General features: G+C 58.6%; 20 protein-coding genes. 9 read left to right on the top strand and 11 right to left on the bottom strand.

Features of this window, described 5'->3' with window-relative positions; translation table 11 throughout:
- Window positions 1-7: 7 nt before the first annotated feature.
- Window positions 8-985: a 2-hydroxyacid dehydrogenase gene (locus tag ACIOWA_RS17710; RefSeq protein ID WP_401161012.1), complete on the top strand. Its 978-nt coding sequence runs from the start codon at window positions 8-10 to the stop codon at window positions 983-985.
- A gap of 111 nt (window positions 986-1,096) precedes the next feature.
- Here the strand turns inward: ACIOWA_RS17710 and ACIOWA_RS17705 are convergent, their stop codons facing one another.
- The 4 genes from ACIOWA_RS17705 to ACIOWA_RS17690 all read right to left on the bottom strand — a co-directional run bounded on the left by ACIOWA_RS17705 (window position 1,097) and on the right by ACIOWA_RS17690 (window position 6,590).
- Window positions 1,097-2,284: a pyridoxal phosphate-dependent aminotransferase gene (locus tag ACIOWA_RS17705; protein WP_401161010.1), complete on the bottom strand. Its 1,188-nt coding sequence runs from the start codon at window positions 2,282-2,284 to the stop codon at window positions 1,097-1,099.
- 41 nt (window positions 2,285-2,325) lie between these two features.
- Window positions 2,326-3,951 carry a methyl-accepting chemotaxis protein gene (locus tag ACIOWA_RS17700; protein ID WP_401161008.1) on the bottom strand — a complete coding sequence of 542 codons (1,626 nt, stop codon included), beginning with the start codon at window positions 3,949-3,951 and terminating at the stop codon, window positions 2,326-2,328.
- Between the two features lie 233 nt (window positions 3,952-4,184).
- Window positions 4,185-5,324: a glycerate kinase gene (locus ACIOWA_RS17695; protein WP_401161006.1), complete on the bottom strand. Its 1,140-nt coding sequence runs from the start codon at window positions 5,322-5,324 to the stop codon at window positions 4,185-4,187.
- A gap of 147 nt (window positions 5,325-5,471) precedes the next feature.
- On the bottom strand, window positions 5,472-6,590 hold the full coding sequence (locus ACIOWA_RS17690) for a sugar diacid recognition domain-containing protein (protein WP_401161005.1): 1,119 nt from the start codon (window positions 6,588-6,590) through the stop codon (window positions 5,472-5,474).
- A gap of 172 nt (window positions 6,591-6,762) precedes the next feature.
- On the opposite strand from ACIOWA_RS17690, the gene ACIOWA_RS17685 reads away from it, so the two are divergent.
- Window positions 6,763-8,073, top strand: a complete 1,311-nt coding sequence (locus ACIOWA_RS17685; RefSeq protein WP_401161003.1) for an MFS transporter — start codon at window positions 6,763-6,765, stop codon at window positions 8,071-8,073.
- Between the two features lie 48 nt (window positions 8,074-8,121).
- On the opposite strand, the gene ACIOWA_RS17680 is transcribed toward ACIOWA_RS17685, so the two are convergent.
- The gene (locus ACIOWA_RS17680; RefSeq protein WP_401161002.1) at window positions 8,122-8,478 is read right to left on the bottom strand and encodes a hypothetical protein; all 357 of its coding nucleotides are present in this window, start codon (window positions 8,476-8,478) and stop codon (window positions 8,122-8,124) included.
- A gap of 98 nt (window positions 8,479-8,576) precedes the next feature.
- On the opposite strand from ACIOWA_RS17680, the gene ACIOWA_RS17675 reads away from it, so the two are divergent.
- From ACIOWA_RS17675 to rarD, 3 genes are all read left to right on the top strand, one after another.
- On the top strand, window positions 8,577-9,476 hold the full coding sequence (locus ACIOWA_RS17675) for a LysR family transcriptional regulator (RefSeq protein WP_401161000.1): 900 nt from the start codon (window positions 8,577-8,579) through the stop codon (window positions 9,474-9,476).
- A gap of 68 nt (window positions 9,477-9,544) precedes the next feature.
- Entirely contained in the window at window positions 9,545-10,558 is a 1,014-nt protein-coding gene (locus ACIOWA_RS17670; protein WP_401160998.1) for an aldo/keto reductase, read from the top strand.
- 197 nt (window positions 10,559-10,755) lie between these two features.
- Complete coding sequence (gene rarD, locus ACIOWA_RS17665; RefSeq protein ID WP_339538487.1) at window positions 10,756-11,637, top strand: EamA family transporter RarD; 882 nt, start codon at window positions 10,756-10,758, stop codon at window positions 11,635-11,637.
- Window positions 11,638-11,703: 66 nt separating this feature from the next.
- Here the strand turns inward: rarD and hppD are convergent, their stop codons facing one another.
- On the bottom strand, window positions 11,704-12,780 hold the full coding sequence (hppD, locus tag ACIOWA_RS17660; protein WP_339466548.1) for a 4-hydroxyphenylpyruvate dioxygenase: 1,077 nt from the start codon (window positions 12,778-12,780) through the stop codon (window positions 11,704-11,706).
- A 448-nt stretch (window positions 12,781-13,228) separates the two neighbouring features.
- Between hppD and ACIOWA_RS17655 the strand changes: the two genes are divergently transcribed.
- Together ACIOWA_RS17655 and ACIOWA_RS17650 are read left to right on the top strand one after the other, a co-directional pair.
- A complete protein-coding gene (locus ACIOWA_RS17655; protein WP_401160995.1) occupies window positions 13,229-14,764 on the top strand; it encodes an EAL domain-containing protein in 1,536 nt (511 codons plus the stop codon).
- Between the two features lie 235 nt (window positions 14,765-14,999).
- Window positions 15,000-15,365, top strand: coding sequence for a histone-like nucleoid-structuring protein, MvaT/MvaU family (locus ACIOWA_RS17650; protein WP_401160993.1), 366 nt, complete (start codon window positions 15,000-15,002; stop codon window positions 15,363-15,365).
- Between the two features lie 219 nt (window positions 15,366-15,584).
- Here ACIOWA_RS17650 and ACIOWA_RS17645 read toward each other — a convergent pair whose 3' ends face one another.
- A complete protein-coding gene (locus ACIOWA_RS17645; protein WP_339466561.1) occupies window positions 15,585-16,103 on the bottom strand; it encodes a DUF4946 domain-containing protein in 519 nt (172 codons plus the stop codon).
- A gap of 140 nt (window positions 16,104-16,243) precedes the next feature.
- On the opposite strand from ACIOWA_RS17645, the gene gloA reads away from it, so the two are divergent.
- Window positions 16,244-16,765, top strand: coding sequence for a lactoylglutathione lyase (gloA, locus tag ACIOWA_RS17640; RefSeq protein WP_339466550.1), 522 nt, complete (start codon window positions 16,244-16,246; stop codon window positions 16,763-16,765).
- An 83-nt stretch (window positions 16,766-16,848) separates the two neighbouring features.
- Here gloA and ahpF read toward each other — a convergent pair whose 3' ends face one another.
- The 3 genes from ahpF to ACIOWA_RS17625 all read right to left on the bottom strand — a co-directional run bounded on the left by ahpF (window position 16,849) and on the right by ACIOWA_RS17625 (window position 20,176).
- Complete coding sequence (ahpF, locus tag ACIOWA_RS17635; protein ID WP_339466551.1) at window positions 16,849-18,411, bottom strand: alkyl hydroperoxide reductase subunit F; 1,563 nt, start codon at window positions 18,409-18,411, stop codon at window positions 16,849-16,851.
- Between the two features lie 124 nt (window positions 18,412-18,535).
- The gene (gene ahpC, locus ACIOWA_RS17630) at window positions 18,536-19,099 is read right to left on the bottom strand and encodes an alkyl hydroperoxide reductase subunit C (RefSeq protein ID WP_007958941.1); all 564 of its coding nucleotides are present in this window, start codon (window positions 19,097-19,099) and stop codon (window positions 18,536-18,538) included.
- 138 nt (window positions 19,100-19,237) lie between these two features.
- The gene (locus ACIOWA_RS17625; RefSeq protein ID WP_401160990.1) at window positions 19,238-20,176 is read right to left on the bottom strand and encodes a site-specific integrase; all 939 of its coding nucleotides are present in this window, start codon (window positions 20,174-20,176) and stop codon (window positions 19,238-19,240) included.
- A gap of 177 nt (window positions 20,177-20,353) precedes the next feature.
- Here ACIOWA_RS17625 and ACIOWA_RS17620 point away from each other — a divergent pair, with 177 nt between their 5' ends.
- Window positions 20,354-21,370 (top strand): DNA-binding protein, encoded by a 1,017-nt coding sequence (locus tag ACIOWA_RS17620; protein WP_401160988.1) that lies wholly within the window; start codon window positions 20,354-20,356, stop codon window positions 21,368-21,370.
- Here ACIOWA_RS17620 and gorA read toward each other — a convergent pair.
- Window positions 21,367-22,725 (bottom strand): glutathione-disulfide reductase, encoded by a 1,359-nt coding sequence (gorA, locus tag ACIOWA_RS17615; RefSeq protein ID WP_401160986.1) that lies wholly within the window; start codon window positions 22,723-22,725, stop codon window positions 21,367-21,369. The two genes, ACIOWA_RS17620 and gorA, sit on opposite strands and share 4 nt — an antisense overlap.
- Window positions 22,726-23,058 lie beyond the last annotated feature (333 nt).

Here is a 23,058-nt window from a genome sequence, read left to right as displayed (position 1 = left end):
TTTTGCCATGAAAAAACAGGTCGTGTTGTACAAGAAACTTTCGCCCGCGCTAATGGCGCGTTTGCAAGAACAGTGCGAAGTGACGCTGATCGACAGCCTCGATGCCGACGGCCTCATGCAACTGCGCGATGCCCTGCCCCGCGCCCAAGGCTTGCTCGGCGCCAGCCTGAAACTCGATGCGCCGTTGCTCGATCTGGCGCCACAACTCGAAGCCATCGCCAGCGTTTCGGTGGGCGTCGACAACTACGACATCGACTACCTGACGCGGCGCAAGATCCTGCTGACCAACACCCCGGACGTACTCACCGAAACCACCGCCGACACCGGTTTCGCCTTGATCCTGGCGGCGGCCCGGCGCGTGGTGGAACTGGCCAACATGGTGCGCAGCGGCCAATGGCAGCGCAGCATCGGGCCGGCACATTTCGGCACCGATGTGCACGGCAAGACGCTGGGCATCATCGGCATGGGCCGCATTGGCGAAGCATTGGCCCAGCGCGGACATTTCGGCTTTGGCATGCCGGTGATCTATCACAGCCAGTCGCGTAAGCCGGCAGTAGAGGATCGCTTTGATGCGCAGTACCGCAGCCTTGAAGACTTGCTGAAGCAAGCCGATTTCATCTGCCTGACCTTGCCGCTGACCGCGCAAACCGAAGGGCTGATCGGCGCTGAGCAGTTCGCGCTGATGCGCCCGCAAAGCATCTTCATCAATATCTCCCGGGGCAAGGTTGTCGATGAGGCGGCGCTGATCGATGCACTGCGCCATAACCGGATTCGCGCGGCGGGCCTGGATGTGTTCGAGCGTGAGCCGTTGAATCAGGACTCGCCGTTGTTGCAGCTCAATAATGTGGTGGCGACGCCGCATATGGGATCGGCGACCCACGAGACACGCGAGGCGATGGCGCGCTGTGCCGTGGAGAATCTGTTGCTGGCGTTGGGTGGGGAGAAGCCTTTGAATCTGGTCAATCCATTGGCCTGGCAAGGCTGAAAAACCGTCGCCTGACAGACCGTTTTCGCGAGCAAGCCCGCATTTGAAATGCACGCCACTGTGGGAGCGCGCTTGCTCGCGAAGGGGCCCGTTCAGGCAACACAAAACCCCTCAGGCACGGCGCATCTGTAACAACTGCGCCGCACACAGGGCAATCCGCGCACAGGCATCGGCCAGTTTCACCCGGTCCACCACCAACCCGATGCGAATATGCCCCGCCGCACTCGGCCCGAAGGCTTCACCGGCCAGCACCGACACGCCATAGCCCTCCAGCAACCGCTCGGCAAACGCCTGCGCGCCGAGCCCGGTCTGGCGGATATCGACCATCACGAACATCCCGCCATCCGGCCGGATCGGCTGCAAACCCGGACAGCCGCGCAACCGCTCGCACACCAGATCGCGACGCAGGCGATACTCCTCGCGCATCTGCGTCACTTCGGGCAAATCCGTTTCCAGCGCCACTTGCGCGGCTTTCTGGACGAAATCCGGCAAGCCGAACAACATGCTCAGCGACAGGTTTACCAAATGCTCAGCCAATGATTTCGGCCCGATCATCCAGCCGATGCGCCAGCCGGTCATGGCGTGGGATTTGGACAGGCTATTGATCGTCGCGGTGCGCTCGGCCATGCCCGGCAGGCTCGCCGGGCTGACGTGCTCGCCCTCGTAAAGCAGTTCGCTGTAGACCTCATCGCTGATCAGCCACAAATCGTGACGAATGCACAAGGCCGCCAGTTCCTGCCAGATCAGCAGCGGCAAACTAGCCCCGCTGGGATTGTTCGGACTGTTGAGCAGCATGGCGCGGGTCTTGGGGGTGATGCGCGCGGCGACATCGGCGGGGTCTACGCGAAAGCCGTTTTCCGGCCGTACCGGCACCGGCACCACCGTCGCGCCACAGGCGCCAAACACGCCTTCGTAGGTCACGTACATTGGCTCGGCGACAATCACCTCGTCACCCGGATCAAGTAGGCATTGCGCCACCGAATACACCGCGCATTGCGCGCCGGGCATGACAATCACATGGTCGGCATCGACCGCTTGACCACTGCGCCGCCGATGGCGTGCGGCAATCAACTGGCGCAGCGCCAAACGGCCGCGCACTTCGGAATAATGGGTATCACCTGCCAGCAAACTGTCGATGGCGCCGTGGATAATCGGCAGCGGCGTATCGAAATCCGGATCGCCCACGCTCAGCAGCAATATATCGACACCCTCGGCGCGCAACGCCAGCGCTCGGTCGTGAATCTGCCAGGCCGCTGCACCCTCCCCGGCGATTCGTTGGGTCAAGGCTGAATAGCGCATGTACGTCTCCTGATGGCGCGGTCTCCAGCCTTCACCCTATCTCAAATCACAAAACGCGCCACCATGGCGTTCAAATCCGCCGCCAGACGCGACAGTTCGTGGGTCGCGGCGCTGGTCTGGTTGGCGCCTGCGGCCGATTGCGTGGCAAGGTCGCGGATGTTGACGAGATTGCGGTCAACTTCACGGGACACCTGCGCCTGCTCTTCCGAGGCGCTGGCGATCACCAGGTTGCGCTCGTTGATCTGGTGGATCGACTGAGTGATTTGCTCCAGTGCCACACCGGCGGCGCGGGCCATTTCCAGCGTGGTTTGGGTGCGCTGGTTGCTTTGCTGCATCGACGAAACCGCTTCGCCAGTGCCGTTCTGGATGCCGGCAACCATTTTTTCGATTTCCTGCGTCGACTGCGCCGTGCGATGGGCCAGCGCTCGCACTTCGTCGGCAACCACGGCGAAACCGCGTCCGGCCTCACCGGCACGCGCCGCTTCGATGGCTGCGTTGAGAGCCAGCAGGTTGGTCTGTTCGGCGATGGCGCGGATCACGTCGAGCACTTTGCCGATGTCGCGCCCCTGAGCCGCGAGGCCTTCGACCATGTGCGCGGTGCTCTGCACGTCGTGGGTCATGGTCTGGATCGCGTCGACGGTTTTCACCACCTGATCGCGACCTTCGCGCGCGGCGTGGGTCGATTGGTTCGAGGCTTCGGAGGTCGACACGGCATTGCGCGCCACTTCTTCAACAGCGGCGGTCATCTCGTTGACAGCGGTAGCCGCTTGTTCGATTTCGTTGTTCTGCTGTTGCAGGCCACGGGAGGCCTCTTCGGTCACGGCGCTGAGTTCCTCGGCGGCGGCCCCCAACTGTGTGGCGGAGCCGGCAATCTGCTCGATGGTTTTACGCAGGTTCGTTTGCATGGCCACAAGGGCTTCGAGCAGGCGCGCCGGTTCGTCCTTGCCATCGACTTCGATGAGGGTGGTGAGGTTGCCGCCTGCGATGGTTTGCGCGGCCGCCACTGCGCGGTTCAGCGGTGTGACGATGCTGCGGGTCAGCAGCCAGGCCAGCAACACGGTCGCCAGCGCGGCAACGACCGCGACGATGATGATGCCGGTGATGGCGCTGTCGTAATAGTCACTGGCCTGCTCGGAGGCTGCTTTCGCCCCTGTACCGTTGATCGCGATCAGTTTGTTGAGCTGCTCGCCCATCCGGTCGGTGCCGTCCTTGATCCGCGTGTTGATCAGCGTGCGCAACTCATCGAGCTTGTCCTGACGGGACAGCTCCAACATCTGGTTTTGCGCTTGCAGATAGTTGTCCAGCGTCGCCGTGAAGGTCTGATACAGCGCTCGCTCTTCTGTGCCTGCCGGCAGCGCGGCATAGGCGGCCTGGGCGCTGCGGACTTTATCGACCAGCACAGCAATGCGGGTCTGTGCTTCCTGTAGACCGGCGGGTTCGCGATTGACCAGCACGCGAAACGACAGAATCCGCAGGCGCAGAACGTTTTCCGTCATGACACCAAGCTGCGTCACGCTCGGCAGTTGGTTGGTGTCCATGTCGATGGAGGCCTGGCGGATGGTCGACATGCGATTGACGGCGAACATGCCGAGCACAATTACCAGCAAGGCGATAAAGGCAAAACCGAGGAAAGCACGGGGCGCGATATTCAGGTTACGCAAGGACATAGTGGACTCTCGAAAGATAGAAACTACGAGCGTCCTTGCCGTGATCATTGGCCTGTGGAGCAGGCTTCAGTCCGGCGTCACGGGGGGTGATGTTCTTGTGCGCGCCTATTGGTTGTATCGGCCATGCTTTAGGAAGTTTTTGGGTCAAGCGCAAATATTTTTCAGGGTGTTACACAATTGGAACAATGTGCACACCCTGATTGCGGAGCAGCCGAAGGTGGCTCCAGAGTGGGTCAGCGTTGGCTGGAGAGTTGCCAGACACGCGCGATATCAGTGGCGCGCTCACGCAACAGTCGAGGCGCTTCGGCGCAGGCCTGTTCCAGCGTCATCGGGCCACTGGTCACAGCGAATGCTGCATCGATGCCATGGGCGTAGAGCTCCTGATAACCCTCGCCCAATGTCCCGGCGATGACGATCACCGGCACCTTGTGCTGTTTGGCAATTCGCGCCACGCCGAACGGGGTCTTGCCGCGCAAGGTCTGCGCGTCGAAACGCCCTTCGCCAGTGATGACCAGATCGGCGCCTTTTACCGCTTCTGCCAGCCCCACCAACTCGGCGACCACCTCAACGCCCGCCTGAAATTGCGCGCCGAGAAATGCCTTGGCGGCAAAACCCAAGCCACCCGCCGCCCCGCTGCCCGGTTCATCACGAACGTCTTTGCCTAACGCCTGCGCGCACAGTTCGGCGTAGTGCCCAAGGGCCTGATCCAGTTGTTGAACCTGCGCAGGCGATGCACCTTTCTGCGGACCAAAGATCGCCGAAGCACCGTGGGGGCCGCACAGCGGGTTGTTGACGTCCGCCGCGATGTCAAAACGCACCTCGGCCAGACGCTCGTCCAGGCCAGTGAGATCCAGCCTTGCCAATTGCGCCAACGCCAGACCGCCCGGCATCAGCGTCTGCCCTTGTGCATCAAGCAGTTTGATCCCCAACGCCTGCAGTGCCCCGGCGCCGCCGTCATTGGTCGCACTGCCGCCAATCGCCAGGATCACCCGCTGTGCCCCGGCATCCAGCGCGGCGCGAATCAGCTCGCCGGTGCCGAAGGTGCTGCTGATACAGGCATCACGCTGCCCCGGCGGCACCAATTGCAGGCCGCTGGCCTCGGCCATTTCGATGATCGCCGTGTGGTTGTGCGGCAACCAGCCCCACGCCGCGTCAACCGGTGCGCCCAACGGGCCACGCACGCGGGTGCGGCGCAACTCGCCTTCGCACGCGGCGAGAATCGACTCGACCGTACCTTCGCCGCCGTCAGCCATGGGGCATTTGACCAGCGTGGCGTGCGGCCAGACTTGCGCCAGCCCCAGCGCAATGGCCTCGGCGACGCCTTGGGCACTCAGGCTGTCCTTGAACGAATCGGGGGCGATGACGATCTTCATGTGAATTCTCCAGTTCCAATGCCCCTCATGCTGCCAGTCGGCATGCGCATTGACGCCTGTCCGTCGCACAATTGTTGCGGGCGTTTATTGTTCATTTCTACAAAAGCCATGAAGACGTGCTCGCGAAGGCGTCATTGAGATCAGCGACTAACCCGGGTCTGTCTGCGGCAAAAGCTGCACGCCAAGATACAGCGCCAGCATCCCCTCCAGCCGTAACGGGTCCACTCCACTGATCTCGGCAATCCGCTCCATCCGATAGCGCAGGCTATTGCGGTGAATCCCCAGCGCATCGGCACACGCCTGACTCTGCCCATCGTGTTCACACCAACTGCGCAGCGTCGCCAGTAATTGACCGTTACCGTCCTTGGCGATGACTTTGCGTAACGGTTTGAGCAACTCGTCCAGCGCATCATCGTTACGATGGCGCCACAGCATGACCGGCAGCCGATAACGATTGAGGATCAGCAATCGCGAGTGCGGCAGCACCTCACGGCCATAAGCGAGCAAATCGCCAACCCGTCGATAACAACGACGCAACCCGACCAGCCCATCCGCCTGCCCGCCGACGGCGATGCGCAGAACATTCCAGCCCAGGCCATCGAGTTTCTCCAGCAAACGATCATGCTCCACGCTCTGGCTCGCCGGCCGACACCAGAGCAGCGACGACTTCGCCGAACTGACGCACCAGCTATCCGGGTAACGCGACATCAACCAGGCACTCAGCGCCTCGACAGTTTGCCCCGGCCCGTGTTCCTGCCCCAACTCGAACAGATACGGCACGCGGGTCAATTGCGGCTTGAGTCCCATCTGCTGCGCTTCGTCGACCAAGCGCGGCGAATCCCCTGCTTCGCTCAGCAACAACGCCAACAGATCATCGCAACGCTGACGGCGCCATTGCTGTTCGGCCTGCTGATTGCGCTGGCCCACCAGCATTTCCGCCGTCATGCGTACCAGTTCGGCGTAGGTGCGCAATTGCTCCGGTTCGCCAGTGATGCCAAGCACGCCGATCAAGCGTTGATCGAGCAGCAGCGGCAGGTTGATGCCAGGCTGCACACCTTTCAAATGCAGGGCAGTCGGGCCGTCGATCTCCACCACCCGACCATTGGCCAGCACCAGTTGCGCACCTTCATGACGGGTGTTGATGCGCTCCGGTTCGCCGCTGCCAAGGATCAACCCCTGGCTGTCCATGACGTTGACGTTGTAGGGCAAAATGGCCATGGCCCGGTCAACGATGTCTTGGGCGAGGTCGTGGTCGAGTTCGAACATAAGCGCTGAAATCCTTGAAAACAGGTGCGGACACGTTGTTCAGCCGCACAGGGTCTGGCGGTAAACCCTGTGCTCAGGCACAAAGACAATCCGGCCACAGGTGGCCGAGACTCTCGGGGCGATCAACGTTACCCGTTGCATCGCAAAAAATCATAATAAAGAGAGAGCCGCTATGTCGCAGAGCGCCGCAGCTACCCAGACCATCGAAGACGTAAAGAATGCCGTTTATAAACGCGTCACCTTGCGTTTAATCCCCTTCATTTTCATCTGCTACTTGTTCAACTACCTCGACCGGGTCAACGTTGGATTCGCCAAACTGCAGATGCTCGATGCACTGAAATTCAGCGAAACCGTGTACGGCCTCGGTGCCGGCATCTTCTTCATCGGCTACGTGCTGTGCGGCGTACCGAGCAACCTGGCGCTGAGCAGATTCGGGCCACGGCGCTGGATCGCGCTGATGATGATCACCTGGGGCGCCTTGTCGACCTGCCTGTTGTTCGTCACCACACCGACCGAGTTCTACACCTTACGTTTGTTTACCGGTGCGGCTGAAGCCGGGTTCTTCCCGGGCGTGGTGTTGTACCTCTCGCAGTGGTTCCCGACCTTGCGCCGTGGCCGGATCATGGCGCTGTTCATGTCGGCGATCCCGGTCTCCGGGTTGCTCGGCAGCCCATTTTCGGGTTGGATTCTCAACCATTTTGGCGCCGGACAAGCTGGTTTGGCCGGTTGGCAGTGGATGTTCCTGCTGCAAGGCATTCCGACCGTGGTGCTGGGCGCGCTGGCGTACTTCCTGCTCAGCGATAACTTCGCAACGGCCAAATGGCTGACCGCGCATGAGCGCTCTGTACTGGAAGCGGATCAGGCCGAAGACCTGGCGAACAAGCCGAAAACCACTTCGGATTCGCTGATCGCTGTGTTCAAGAATCCGGCGATCTGGGCGTTTGGCCTGATCTATTTCTGCATCCAGAGCGGCGTCTACGCGATCAACTTCTGGCTGCCGTCAATCATCAAGAACCTCGGTTTCAGCGACAACCTGGTGATCGGCTGGCTGAGCGCGATCCCGTATCTGCTGGCAGCGGTGTTTATGCTGATGGTCGGTCGCTCGGCAGACTTGCACAAGGAACGTTGCTGGCATCTGGTGGTGCCGATGCTGATGGGGGCTAGCGGTCTGATCATCGCGGTGAATTTCGCCGCTAACCCGGCGATTGCGATTCTAGGGCTGACCATCGCGACCATGGGCGCCCTCACCGGCCTGCCGATGTTCTGGCCAGTGCCGACGGCGATGCTCAGTGCAGGCGAGGCGGCGGGTGGTCTGGCTTTGATCAACTCGATGGGGCAGATGGCCGGGTTCCTCAGTCCGTATCTGGTGGGTGGGGTCAAGGACAGCACCGGCTCGACCGATTTGGCGTTGTACCTGCTGGCGGGGGTGATTGTTGGCGGGAGTTTGCTGGCGCTGCGGATGACGCGCACGCTGCGGGCCTGATCACGTCAGAACGTTCAAAAGATCGCAGCCCGCTGCGATCTTTTGCTTTCAGGGCATCGCATCCAGTTCAATCACCACGCCTCCCGGCATCTGCACGAAAATCTGCCAGATGCCATCCTCCGGCACTTGCGCCAATTGATACGGCAACCCACTTTCACGCACCCGCTGCAACACGGCTTCTGCGGGCTCATCGGTACGAAACGCGATGTGGCTCAACGCCGTGTCATCCAGCATCGGTTGCTCGATCACATGCACCATGGCCTGCGCGTCCTGATAGAGCCAGCGACCGGGAAACGGAAACGGTGGGCGACGCCCCGGCGCGAGGCCGAGCAGTGCTTGAAAATTGTCTTGCAGCGCTTGGCCGTCAGCGGTGTTGAACGCCAGATGATCGAATGTCCAGGTCATGCTCATCTCCTGCGATTGTTGATTGATTGCAGTATCCGCGCTTGCCAATCACCGAAAAATCCGGATAAAACGCAAAGATCTTTAAAGGATTTTTACCAATGAGCTCGATTCTCGATCTGGAGATCTTCGTCCGTGTCGCCGATGCCGGCAGCATTTCCGCCGCTGCCCGCACGCTGGAACTGACGCCGGCCGCCGCCAGTATTGCGTTGAAACGCCTGGAAACCCGCCTCGGTACCCGCCTGCTCGCCCGCTCCACTCGTAGCATGCGCCTGACTGAAGAAGGCCGGCGTTATCTGGACAGTGTCCGCTTGGCACTGGCGACGCTGGCCGAGGGTGAGCAGGCGCTCAAGCAACAGACCGAGGGCCTGAGCGGCGTGCTGCAACTGGCGGCGCCGTCGGATTTCGGGCGCAATGTGTTACTGCCGTGGCTGGATGATTTCAAGCGCGCGCACCCCAATATTCAACTGCAACTGCTGCTCAACGACCGGCATGCGGATCTGTTTCGTGAAACCGTGGACGTCGCACTGCGCTTCGGCGTGCCAAGTGATTCGACGCTGGTGGCGCTACCGATTCTGCCGCAACACCGACGCGTTGCCTGCGCCAGCCCCGGCTATCTGGCCCGACATGGCACTCCGTACTCCCCGACTCAATTAAGTGAACACAGCGCCCTGCTCTACTTGCGTAATGGCGGGCTCTATAACACTTGGCACTTCAGTCGCGGCGATCAAATGCTGGACGTCGATGTGGATGGTGATTACCTCAGCGACGACGGCGAAGTCGCCCGCCGCTGGGCATTGGCCGGCCATGGCATCGCCTACAAGGCGTGGCTCGACGTCGCCGAAGACGTGCGCGCCGGGCGACTGGTAACGCTGTTTGATGACTGGCAGGGTGAAAGCGTGCCGTTCAATTTACTGTGCCCGCATCGGCTGCAGGTATCGGAAAAGGTCAGGGTGTTGCAGGCGTTTTTGCGCGAGCGCTGCCTTGTGTTGAGTCGATAATTCACTTTGCCGCATCCGATGGTTCTGGTATTTGATTAGCGCTTTCCCACTGACAAAAGGATTTCGGCATGAGCTATCGCACACTGGGTCATTCGGGGTTGCAGGTGTCCACCCTCACCCTCGGCACGATGATGTTTGGCGAACAGACCAGCACCGAGGAGTCGCTGCGCATCATCGACAAGGCGTGGGATCAGGGCATCAATTTTATCGACACCGCTGACGTCTACACCCAAGGTCGCTCGGAAGAAATCGTCGGCGAAGCGATTGCCCGCCATCGGCATGAATGGGTAGTGGCGAGCAAGGTCGGTTTTGGCCCGGTGGACGGTGTGCCGAACCGCAGCGGTTTAAGCCGTAAACACATCTTCAACGGCCTCGATGCCAGCCTGACGCGGCTGGCCACTGACTATCTCGACATCTATTACCTGCACCGCGAAGACCACAACACGCCGCTGGAAGTCACCGTCTCGGCGATTGGCGATCTGATCCGTCAGGGCAAGATTCGTTACTGGGGCCTGTCGAACTACCGGGGCTGGCGGATTGCCGAGGTGATTCGCATCGCTGACAACCTCGGCGTCGATCGCCCGGTGATCAGCCAGCCGCTGTACAACATCGTCAACCGGCAGGCCGAGGCTGAGCAAATCACGGCTGCGCAAACCTATGGCCTGGGCGTGGTGCCCTATAGCCCGCTGGCCCGTGGCGTGCTCAGCGGCAAATACGCGCCGGACGTGAAACCCGACGCCAACAGCCGCGCCGGGCGTCAGGACAAACGCATTCTGGAAACCGAATGGCGCGTGGAATCGCTGCGCATTGCCCAACAGATTCACCAGTACACCGAACAGCGCGGGGTCGGGATGGTTGAATTTGCCATTGCCTGGGTGTTGAACAACAACGCCGTGACGTCGGCGATTGTCGGGCCGCGCACTGAAGCTCAGTGGGATGCGTACACCAAGGCGCAGGCGGTGAAGATCACGGCTGAAGATGAGGCGTTTATCGATTCGCTGGTGACGCCGGGGCATTCATCGACACCAGGCTTCAATGATGTGAGCCATTTTGTGTCGGGCCGTACACCGCGTCAGGCCTGAAAGCATCGCAGGCAAGCCAGTTCCCACCATGCTCTGTGTTGAAACGCAAGCTATCGTTCAACATGCAATCTGCGGGAACTGGCTTGCCAGCGATAGCATTCACGACCATGTCCTGAATATTGAACATCCGGCCAATATTCAGCACAAAAACCACGTATCCTTCGCGCCCCGTTCGATCACCCACCCGCGAGGACAGTTTGTCTAAAGGTATCGCTCTATCGGTTTCAGCCTCGGTGCTGTTTGCCGTCATGTATTACTACACTTCGCTGCTCACCCCGTTGAGTGGCGTGGAGATTTTTGGCTGGCGAATGCTGCTGACCGTGCCATGCATGACCGTGTTCATGCTGGTGTCCGGCGAATGGCGTCGGGTGCTGGAGCTGGTTCGCCTGATGGCATCGAAGCCGAAACTGATCACCGGGCTGTTCGTCTCGGCCGCCCTGCTCGGCGTGCAGTTGTGGCTGTTCATGTGGGCGCCGCTCAACGGCTACAGCCTCGACGTATCGCTGGGCTACTTCCTGCTGCCTCTGGCGATGGTGCTGACCGGCCGGATCGCCTACGGCGAGAGCCTGTCGTACCTGCAAAAGGTGGCGGTGTTCTTCGCAACACTCGGCGTGTTGAACGAGCTGTATCAGGTCGGCGGTTTTTCCTGGGCGACGCTGGTGGTCGTGGTCGGTTATCCGCTGTACTTCGTGCTACGCAAATACCTGAACACCGACAACCTCGGCGGGCTGTGGGTCGACATGAGCCTGATGCTGCCGATTGCCTATTGGTTCGTGCACGGCGGCGAGCAGGGTTTTACTGTGTTCGATCAATACCCGGGGCTGCTGTGGCTGATTCCGTTGCTGGGCCTGATCAGTGCTTCGGCGTTGGTGGTGTACATCATCGCCAGCCGTTTGTTGCCTTTCAGTCTGTTTGGGTTGTTGAGTTATGTGGAGCCGGTGTTGCTGCTCGGTGTGGCGCTGTTGCTCGGTGAGAGCATCAAGTCGGGTGAGTGGCTGACGTACATTCCGATCTGGCTGGCTGTATTGGTGTTGATCTTCGAAGGCTTTAAACACCTGATGCGCCAACGCAGATCTTAAATCCAGCACAAAAAAAATCCCGGCCCTGCATCACTGCAGGCCGGGATTTTTCATTTCAGTTGCGTATTACTCAGTGGCGAGCACACCACGACGCACCTGATCACGCTCGATCGATTCGAACAGTGCCTTGAAGTTACCCTCGCCGAAACCATCGTCGCCTTTGCGCTGGATGAATTCGAAGAACACCGGGCCCATCAGGGTTTCCGAGAAGATCTGCAGCAGCAAACGCTTGTCGCCCTGCTCCGACGAACCGTCGAGCAGAATGCCGCGCGACTGCAATTGATCAACGGGTTCGCCGTGGTTCGGCAGACGGCCTTCGAGCATCTCGTAGTACGTTTGCGGCGGCGCGGTCATGAAGCGCATGCCGATTTTCTTCAGTTGATCCCAGGTCTTGATCAGGTCGTCGGTGAGGAACGCGACGTGCTGGATGCCCTCGCCGTTGAACTGCATCAGGAACTCTTCGATCTGCCCGGCGCCCTTGGACGACTCTTCGTTCAGCGGGATGCGGATCATGCCGTCCGGCGCGGTCATGGCTTTGGAGGTCAGGCCGGTGTATTCGCCCTTGATGTCGAAGTAGCGGATCTCGCGGAAGTTGAACAACTTCTCGTAGAAGTTCGCCCAGTAGGCCATGCGACCGCGATACACGTTGTGGGTCAAGTGGTCGATGATCTTCAGGCCTGCACCAACCGGGTTGCGATCAACGCCTTCGATAAACACAAAATCGATGTCATAGATCGAGCTGCCTTCGCCGAAACGGTCGATCAGGTACAGCGGCGCGCCGCCAATGCCTTTGATCGCAGGAAGGTTCAGCTCCATGGGACCTGTTTCGATGTGGATCGGCTGAGCGCCGAGTTCCAATGCGCGGTTGTAGGCTTTTTGCGAATCCTTGACCCGGAATGCCATGCCGCACACCGACGGGCCGTGCTCGGCCGCGAAGTATGAAGCAACGCTGTTCGGTTCGTTGTTGAGGATCAGGTTGATCGCGCCCTGACGATACAGGTGCACGTTTTTGGAGCGGTGGGTCGCGACTTTGGTGAAGCCCATGATCTCGAAGATCGGCTCCAGGGTGCCGGGTACCGGCGACGCGAGCTCAATGAATTCAAAGCCCATCAGGCCCATTGGGTTTTCGTATAAATCTGCCATGGTGACGCCTCATCATTCTTATCAAATTAACCAGAGTTATTTGTCAGTAATGCTGAGAGCGGTGGGCGGAGCGCAGGAGATGCCACGCACGCTGCGGGCGAGGAAGTCACCGTAGATCAGTTGAAACCCGAATATCTTCATTGTCGACCCAAGGCTCTTGCGGGCGAGGCTTCTGCTGCCAGAAGACGATTATTATTGTATGCGTAAACCGATTCTACACAGCGTAAATAAGGTTGTCTGCCCTCTCTATAAAATCCGCTTTTCTGCGGGCGATGCAAGGGGTCTGTTGCGGCGCACAGAACAGCACTGGCTTTACCGGGCAGGCTACTGATCGGCTGCACAAGCGTTATCCGCCATCTATCATCCCCCTGAACGAACTGTTTGTAAGCGTTGCACCGGTGCCCGGTCTGCATTCGAGAGCCCCATTTTTCAGCCACAGGATGCGCCTATGCCGCTAACCGTCAGATCTCGCCGCAAACGTAGCACCCGTATTGCCGTGACATTGCTCTGCGGCCTGCTTCCAATGTTGCTGGGCAGTGTGATTCTTTACCTGCAGGCCGAACGTACTCTCCAGCAGAGCTCACAGCAGACAGCCGTGGAGGCATTGCGCCAGTTTGAGCTGATGCTCGACAACACCGCCCAAGCGGCCCGCGAGTTATTGCCGCTGGCCGGCCAGCGTTGCGAGGACGTCAAACTGGCCCTGCGCGAGCAAGTCACCCGCCGGCCCTTCGTGCGCTCGACCAATCTGGTGTGGGATCACAACCTCTATTGCAGTTCGTTGTTCGGCAACTACAAGGAAGCCGTCAACCCTGGTGATTACACACAAGGCAAGTTGTGGTTGATGAACGGCAACCCGGTAACACCGAATACTGCGTTGCTGGTGTATCGACTCAGCGAAGGTCGTGGCAGTGCATTGACGACACTGGACGGCTATCACCTGAGCAACGTGCTGCGGTTGATTGGCCCGCAAAGGTTGCTCTTGCTGCAAGTGGGCGACAACTGGCTGTCCGCCAATGGCGAGGTACACAAAGGTGCCCTCCCCGTACTGCCGATAGCGCAGAGTACGCTCGACTCTTCGCGCTACGCATTCAGTGTGTCGGCGGGCTATCCCAAGGGTGAAGTCTGGCGCTACATGACCCACGAGTATCCGCCGCTGTTCAGCCTGCTGGTTTTCTTTGGCGTGGTCTCGGCCGCGATCAGCCATGTCCTGCAAAAACGCGCCACCTCGCCGAGCCACGAAATGCTCCGGGCCTTGGATGCCGGCGAATTCATTCCGTACTTCCAGCCGGTGGTCCATGGCGAGAGCAAAAAGTGGTCGGGCGCCGAGGTGCTGATGCGCTGGAACCATCCAAAAGAAGGCCTGGTGCGTCCGGACCTGTTTATTCCGTTCGCCGAACACTCAGGCTTGATCGTGCCAATGACCCGCGCCTTGATGCGACAGACAGCGGCGTTGCTGGGACCACCGTCATCGACCTTCACCACACCGTTTCACATCGGTATCAACATCACGGCAAGCCATTGTCAGGATCTGGAACTGGTGGAAGACTGCCGCGAATTTCTCACCGCCTTCGCACCCGGGAGCATCAACCTGGTGCTGGAGTTGACCGAACGCGAGCTGATCGAGCCCACCGAGACAACACGGCAACTGTTTGAACAACTGAACGCCATGGGCGTGATGATCGCCATCGACGATTTCGGCACCGGTCATTCAAGCCTGGGTTATTTGCGCAAATTCAATGTGGATTTCCTCAAGATCGATCAGAGCTTCGTCGCCATGATCGGCGTCGATGCGCTCTCACGGCATATTCTCGACACCATCATCGAACTCTCGGCCAAGCTGGATCTGGGCATTGTTGCCGAAGGTGTCGAAACTCAGGCGCAGGCCGACTATCTGACTGCCCACAACGTCAACTTCCTGCAGGGCTATCTCTACGGCAAACCCATGCCGGCGGCAGACTTCATTAGTGCATTAAGTCACCATTAACTAACCAGAGATTAAGCGTGGCGCGCCCACAAGGCGCACCAAATTGATACAAAAGACCACTGTTGTTACATAAGTACAACGTCAGGATTTACTCCTGAGGCATTAACAACTACAATTTTTCTTGCCTGTGCAAGATTGGCAGGTGAGCCAATTATCACCGAGTCGCTACAAGGCTCTTGGCTTTTAGCTTTGTTTGCGGTTGGTATCAGCCAAACACACTATTGGAGTAAAGATATTGTCCAGACTCGCTGAATTTCGTGCAGCTGAAAAGGCCCTTCAGGAACAGCTCAAGCATCTGGAATCGCTGAAGAACGATGCCGGGCTCAAGAAAGAAATCGAATTCGAAGAAAAGCTCCAAGGGCTGATGAAAACCTACGGCAAAGGCCTGAGAGACATCATCGCCATTCTCGATCCGAATCCGGCAAAATCCGGTCTGCAAACTACTGCAGCCCCTAAAACCCGCCGCGCTCGCGTGGTCAAGGTCTATCAGAATCCGCACACCGGCGAACTGATTGAGACCAAGGGCGGCAACCACCGCGGCCTTAAAGCCTGGAAGGAACAATACGGTGCAGCCACCGTTGATTCCTGGTTGCGCGGTTAATCCCACGCCAACAAACAAGCCCTGCATCAAGCAGGGCTTTTTTATTGACAATATCTAACAAATGAAATGAATTTCATCGTGCAAGTTGAGCGCTTTCTGTAGCCTCCCCGACTCGTGAGACCTAAACATTTTGCCGCGCAATGTTGCGGAAATGGCCATCATTAAACTTTGTGCTTAATCCCTTCAGGTATCTAACCATGCCTTGAAAAGTACAGGCACTTAAAGTTTCAAGCTGTTTCTCACCGCCACGATCTCCTCCGCGCTTGCTTTATAAACCTCGGCCTGGCCGGCATAGGAAAGTACATAAGCCTTATCCGCATCAACCGCCGCCACCAGCGTTTGCGATAACACATGCCGGCCGTTTTCGGTCACTGTGCAAGTCGTCTCCAGTGCAGACAAAGCACCAAGCATCGTCGGATGCACCTTATTGCAGACACTCTGATACCCCCCCTGGAAAAAGTCCTTTTGTATCGACTTGCGCATTTCCAGCAACACACCCTGCAAGTTAACCTGATGACCCGATTCGACCCGAGTCATCGTGAGTTCCATCACCATCACCTGATTGCCATCGGCATCGTTCTTGACCGCCCGCTGACGGGAAACCTGCGGCGCCACATCAGTCAGCGCTTCGACCTCCCAGCCTGCGGGCCAGGTGATATCGGGCTCGCCAGCGAACACGCTCATGGCGATTAGCGAAAAGACAAAGTAAACAAACAGGGATTTGAACAGTCGGATCATTGCCGCAGACACTCGCAGATTGATCGGCAAAGTCTGAGGCTCGCCCGCGTGGAGGGCAAGCCTGCCCTTTCGTTTGGCGATGCCGACAGGCATGCGTATCATTGCGTCCATTCACTCGCCCCATCGTTATTGGAGGGCCCATGAGCCTCAAAGAACTGAACACCTTCCCCGGCGTCACGGCCACGCCAGACAGCGCAACCCGCAACTTCGTGTTCAACCACACCATGCTGCGTGTAAAAGACATCACCCGGTCGCTGGACTTTTACACCCGCGTGCTGGGTTTTTCGCTGGTTGAAAAACGTGATTTCCCGGACGCCGAGTTCAGCCTGTATTTCCTCGCACTGGTCGACAAGGCGCAGATCCCTGCCGACGCCGCCGCCCGCACCGAATGGATGAAGTCGATCCCGGGCATTCTGGAGCTGACGCACAACCACGGCACCGAGAGCGACGCTGACTTTGCTTACCACAATGGCAACACTGATCCGCGTGGCTTCGGTCACATCTGCATCTCGGTGCCGGACATCGTTGCTGCCTGCGCGCGCTTCGAAGAACTGGGCTGCGACTTCCAGAAACGCCTGAGTGATGGCCGCATGAAAAGTCTGGCGTTCATCAAGGATCCGGACGGCTACTGGGTCGAGATCATTCAGCCAGCACCTATGTAATTCAACACTCCTACGCTGTTTTTGTGTAAGGCACAAAAAACCCCATGATCACTCATGGGGTTTTGTGTTTTCAGGCCGGACGTTTACGCCGGAGCCGAAGTGCGGATCAAGTGATCGAAAGCACTCAGCGAAGCCTTGGCGCCCTCGCCCACCGCTATCACGATCTGCTTGTACGGCACGGTGGTCACGTCGCCCGCAGCGAAGATGCCGGGAATCGAGGTTTCACCACGGTTATCGACAATGATCTCGCCACGCGGTGACAACTCGATGGTGCCTTTGAGCCAGTCGGTGTTGGGCAACAGACCGATCTGTACAAAGATCCCTTCCAGCTCGACAGTACGCAACGCGTCAGCCTGACGATCCTTGTAACGCAAGCCATTGACCTTCTGCCCATCGCCTGTCACTTCAGTGGTTTGCGCACTGGTTATGACGGTCACGTTCGACAGACTGTGAAGTTTGCGCTGCAACACAGCGTCAGCACGCAGTTGTACGTCGAACTCCAACAGCGTCACATGAGACACGATACCGGCCAGGTCGATGGCTGCCTCAACACCGGAGTTACCGCCACCGATTACCGCTACGCGCTTGCCTTTGAACAGAGGGCCATCGCAGTGCGGGCAATAAGCCACGCCTTTGTTTCGGTATTCCTGCTCGCCCGGTACGTTCATTTCACGCCACCGTGCGCCGGTCGCCAGGATCACACTCCTGGCTTTGAGCGTCGCACCGCTGGCGAAACGGACTTCATGCAGCTCGCCGTTTTTGCCGGCAAGCAACTTGTCGGCGCGTTGCAGGTTCATGATATCGACGTCGTACTGTTTGACGTGCTCTTCCAGGGCCGTTGCCAGTTTCGGGCCTTCAGTCTCCTGTACGGAAATGAAGTTCTCGATGGCCATGGTGTCCAGCACCTGACCGCCGAAACGCTCGGCGGCAACGCCGGTGCGAATACCTTTACGCGCAGCATAGATAGCCGCTGAAGCACCGGCCGGCCCACCGCCAACCACCAGCACATCAAAGGCTTGTTTGGCGCTGATTTTCTCGGCCTGACGCTCGATGGCTCCGGTGTCGAGTTTGGCGAGAATTTCTTCCAGGCCCATGCGGCCCTGACCAAAATTTTCACCGTTGAGGTAGATGCTCGGCACCGCCATGATCTTGCGATCATTGACTTCATCCTGGAACAGCGCGCCGTCGATGGCGACGTGGCGGATATTCGGGTTGAGCACGGCCATCAGGTTCAGCGCCTGGACCACGTCCGGACAGTTCTGGCAGGACAGCGAGAAATAAGTCTCGAAGCTGAACTCGCCTTTGAGCGAACGGATTTGCTCGATCACTTCAACACTGGCTTTCGAAGGGTGGCCGCCGACTTGCAGCAAGGCCAGCACCAGCGAGGTGAATTCGTGGCCCATCGGGATGCCAGCGAAACGCAGACTGATGTCTGCACCCGGGCGGTTGATCGAGAACGACGGTTTGCGTGCGTCATCACCGCTGTCGATCAGGGTAATTTGGCTCGAAAGACTGGCAACGTCTTTGAGCAGTTCAAGCATTTCACGGGATTTCGCACCGTCATCGAGAGAAGCAACGATCTCGATCGGCTGGGTGACCCGTTCCAGGTACGATTTCAACTGGGCTTTAAGATTGGCGTCCAACATACGGGCGATTTCCTTTATTTAAGGCGAAAAAAAGCCCGAGCGAATCTCGCCCGGGCTTTTCTATTGGGCGGTGCAGCTTACTTAAGTAGGTGCGGAGTCCCGCCCTGAGTTGCGTGTCACAGACTTAGATCTTGCCGACCAGGTCCAGGGACGGAGCCAGAGTGGCCTCGCCTTCTTTCCATTTGGCTGGGCAAACTTCGCCTGGGTGAGCAGCAACGTACTGCGCAGCCTTGATTTTGCGCAGCAGCTCGGAAGCGTCACGGCCAACGCCGCCATCGTTCAGCTCAACGATTTTGATCTGGCCTTCAGGGTTGATCACGAAGGTGCCACGGTCAGCCAGGCCAGCTTCTTCGATCAACACGTCGAAGTTGCGGGAGATAACCTGAGTCGGGTCGCCGATCATGGTGTATTGGATTTTGCCGATGGCTGGCGAGGTGTTGTGCCAGGCCGCGTGGGCAAAGTGGGTGTCGGTGGAAACGCTGTAGATCTCTACGCCCAGTTTCTGGAAGGCAGCGTAGTTGTCAGCCAGGTCTTCCAGCTCGGTTGGGCAAACGAAGGTGAAGTCGGCTGGGTAGAAGAACACGACCGACCACTTGCCTTTCAGATCAGCGTCCGAGACTTGAACGAAGTCGCCGTTTTTGAACGCGGTAGCTTTGAACGGTTTTACTTGGCTGTTGATGATAGGCATTGATGACTCTCCGTCAGGGGTTATGAAGTTGATGGGGTGAATCCTACCCACTCACTCGACGGATGGCTCATTGGCAAACCTGATGCTGCTGATTTGTTTTCGCTATTAGCGGGCTGTATTAATAGAAGAAAACGATATCTAGGGCGACAGCGGCTTATCCGTAATCCGGGCCACCCCTTGAAAGGGGCTGGCTTCAACATAGCGCATGGCTGACTTCATGTCCTTCCAGCCGACGTAACTCATCAGAGACTTCAGATCCCAACCACTTTGGTGAGCCCAGGTCGCAAAACCGCGACGCAGCGAGTGACTGGTGTACCCCTCGGCAGCGATACCGGCGCGCTCAAGCGCCTGACGCAACAGCGGTATCACACTGTTGGCGTGCAAGCCCTCCTCGCACAGATTGCCCCAGCGGTCGATGCCACGGAAAACCGGGCCGCGCACCAGAGCGGCTTCGTTGAGCCAATCGATGTATGCCTGAACCGGGCACAACTTCAAAAGTGCCGGGGTTTGATACGTTTGCCCGAGGTTTTCCCGATCACTCTTGCTGCGTGGCAGATACAGCGTAATGCCGCTGCCGGCCTGCGCCTGCACATGTTCAATCTGCAAGCGGCACAATTCATCACTGCGAAAACCACGCCAGAAGCCAAGCAGAATCAACGCGCGATCGCGGGATGCCTTGAGCAACTGCGGTCGATCCTGTTTTTCCTTCGCGGCTTTGGCCTCCTGCTCCAACCAATCAACGACTCGCTCCAGATCCCGTAACTGCAGAGGTTCGGCTTGCTTCTCCTGGACCGGGTGCAAAGCGCGGATGCCCTTAAACACCTTACGCACTACGGGTGCTTTGGTCGGGTCGGCAAAACCTTGGCTGTTGTGCCACTGCGCCAGCGCCGACAACCGCAGCTTGAGCGTATTGATCGACAGCACGCCTGCATGCTCGACCAGATACCGCGCAACGTTGTCGGCCGTGGCCGGCAGAAATCCGCCCCAGCTCACTTCGAAATGTTCGATAGCCGCACGATAGCTGCGGCGGGTGTTGTCACGGGTGGCGGCTTGCAGATAGCGATCCATATCGCTCATGGGCTGTTTTCTCGCTGGCGTACTGATTCGCAGATCAAAAAGCGGATTTAATCACCTGACACTGGGTAATACCAGAATATCCCGCGTCTTAAATATCAAAGATTTATCTTTATTTTTGACATGGTACACTGCGTACTTTAGTGGCATGTACCACAGTACATAACCGTAGGAGCTCACATGGCCCGTGGCGGCATTACCAAAGCGCTGGTTCAGATCGCGCGCACAGCGATTCTGGCCCGAGGCGAACACCCGAGCATCGATGCCGTACGCATTGAAATGGGTAACACCGGTTCGAAAACCACGATCCATCGCTATTTGAAGGAGCTGGATGACGGCGCCCAGCCGATCGAGGCATCGGCGCAACCGATTGATGACGAGCTCACAGCACTGGTTTCACGCCTGGCGCAACGCCTGAAAGAGCAAGCCCAAGAGCCCATCGAGCAGGCCCGCGAGGCGTTTGGGCAGCAGCGTGAGGCATTGGAGTCGGAGCTTAAGCAGACCCGCCAGGCGCTCGAGCAGTTGGAGCAACAGCACGACATTCAGGGCGCTGCACTGGAGCGCGAATCCGAAGCACTGAACAACACCCGCTCGATGCTGCAAACCGAGCAAACCCGCAACGCCGGTCTGAATCAGGCATTGGCCGACTTTGAATTGCGCTTGCAGGACAAGGACGAGCAGATTCGCTCGCTAGAAGAAAAACACCTGCATGCCCGCGACGCGCTGGAGCATTACCGCAACGCCAGCAAAGAACAGCGTGAGCAGGAACAGAGCCGCCACGAAGGCCAGGTGCAGCAGCTGCAGGCGGAGTTGCGCCAAGCACAGCAAAGCGCACTGGTTCGACAGGATGAAATCACTCAGCTGCATCGCGACAACGAGCGCCTGCTCACCGAGAACCGTGGCACCCAGCGCGAATTGAGCCTGATGCAGGAGCAGCTCAAACAGAGCAATCAGCGTCAGGACCAACTACTGGAGCAGGCCACCCGGGTCGACAGCGAACGCACCCTCCTCCAGGAACGCTTGCGTATGGCATCACTGGAAAGTCAGACACTCAAGCAGAGCGTCGAAGAACAGACGTTGCTTAATCAGTCACTGGAAAAGGAGTTGACCAAGACTCAGGCGAGCCTGGAAGACAGCCTGCGCCTGGCGGCTACCGTTGCGGCAGCGCCAGACCCGGCCAAACCGAAAGACGCTTAAGCGCCGACCGGTGTACGCATGGTGACAAACTCTTCGGCGGCCGTCGGGTGAACCCCGATCGTGTCGTCGAAGTCACGCTTGGTGGCGCCAGCCTTCAACGCAATCGCCAGCCCCTGCACGATTTCCCCGGCATCCGGGCCAACCATATGGCAACCGAGCACTTTGTCGGTCTTGCCGTCGACCACCAGCTTCATCAGCGTACGCTCCTGACACTCGGTCAGGGTCAGCTTCATCGGCCGGAAGCGGCTTTCGTAAATCACCACAGCGTGCCCCGCCTCTCGGGCCTCCTCTTCGGTCAAGCCGACCGTACCGATGTTCGGCAGGCTGAACACCGCCGTCGGGATCATCTTGTAATCCACCGGACGGTATTGCTCCGGCTTGAACAGACGACGCGCCACTGCCATACCTTCGGCCAACGCCACGGGCGTGAGTTGCACGCGACCAATCACGTCGCCCAGCGCCAGGATCGAAGGCTCAGTGGTCTGGTACTGCTCATCGACCTTGATGAAACCCTTGTCATTGAGCTGCACGCCGGTGTTTTCCAGTCCCAGATTGTCCAGCATCGGACGGCGACCGGTGGCGTAGAAAATACAATCTGCTTCAAGGACTCGCCCATCCTTGAGGGTGGCTTTCAAGCTGCCATCAGCCTGTTTTTCGATGCTCGCGATATCGGTATTGAATTGCAGATCCAGCCCACGCTTGGTCAGTTCTTCCTGCAAATGCTTGCGCACCGCACCATCGAAACCACGCAAGAACAGATCGCCGCGATACAGCAGCGTCGTGTCTGCACCGAGGCCATGGAAGATGCCAGCGAACTCGACCGCGATATAACCGCCGCCCACCACCAATACGCGTCTAGGTAACGCTTTGAGGAAGAACGCCTCATTGGAGCCAATCGCATGTTCGTGCCCCGGAATCTGCGGGATGTGCGGCCAGCCGCCCGTGGCAATCAGGATATTTTTTGCAGTAAAGCGCTTTCCGTCGACTTCAACCTCATGCGGCCCCACGATCCTGGCATGAGCTTCATGCAGGGTCACACCGCTGTTGACCAGTAAATTGCGATAAATGCCGTTCAGGCGTTTGATCTCGCGATCCTTGTTGGCAATCAGCGTTGCCCAATCGAAACCGGCCTCCCCCAGACTCCAGCCGAAACCGGATGCCTGCTCGAAGTCTTCGGCGAAATGCGCCCCGTACACCAACAGCTTTTTCGGCACGCAGCCGACGTTGACACAAGTACCGCCCAGATAACGGCTCTCGGCCACGGCCACTTTTGCACCAAAACCGGCCGCAAACCGCGCAGCCCGCACACCACCGGAACCGGCACCAATCACATAAAGGTCAAAATCGTAGGCCATTTCTATCTCCTCGGCAGGCGATCAGCATACCTGTAGGCACCCATCGGGCAAGCATTGCATTGATATAAGGGCGCAAAATGAAAAAGCCACCCGAACAGACTGTGTGAAAACACACTGATGAAGGCCCAACAAAACGCCCCGACTTGTTCGGGGCGTTTGTTTTTGTGCGGGCAACAGACGAAAAAAGGCCTTTCAGCCCATTAGCGCCATCAACTGGCGGGCTCCGAGCACGCTAATAGCTCGCTTGAGGTTGTAAGCGTTCACCGCCAAGGCCATTTCCGCTTTTGCTCCCTCCAACTGACGCAGCAGGAAGCGACCATTCCCAAACAGCCA

Source organism: Pseudomonas sp. NPDC087614, assembly GCF_044743485.1.
GTDB lineage: Bacteria > Pseudomonadota > Gammaproteobacteria > Pseudomonadales > Pseudomonadaceae > Aquipseudomonas > Aquipseudomonas baetica_A.
This window is presented reverse-complemented; position numbering and strand designations above follow the sequence as displayed.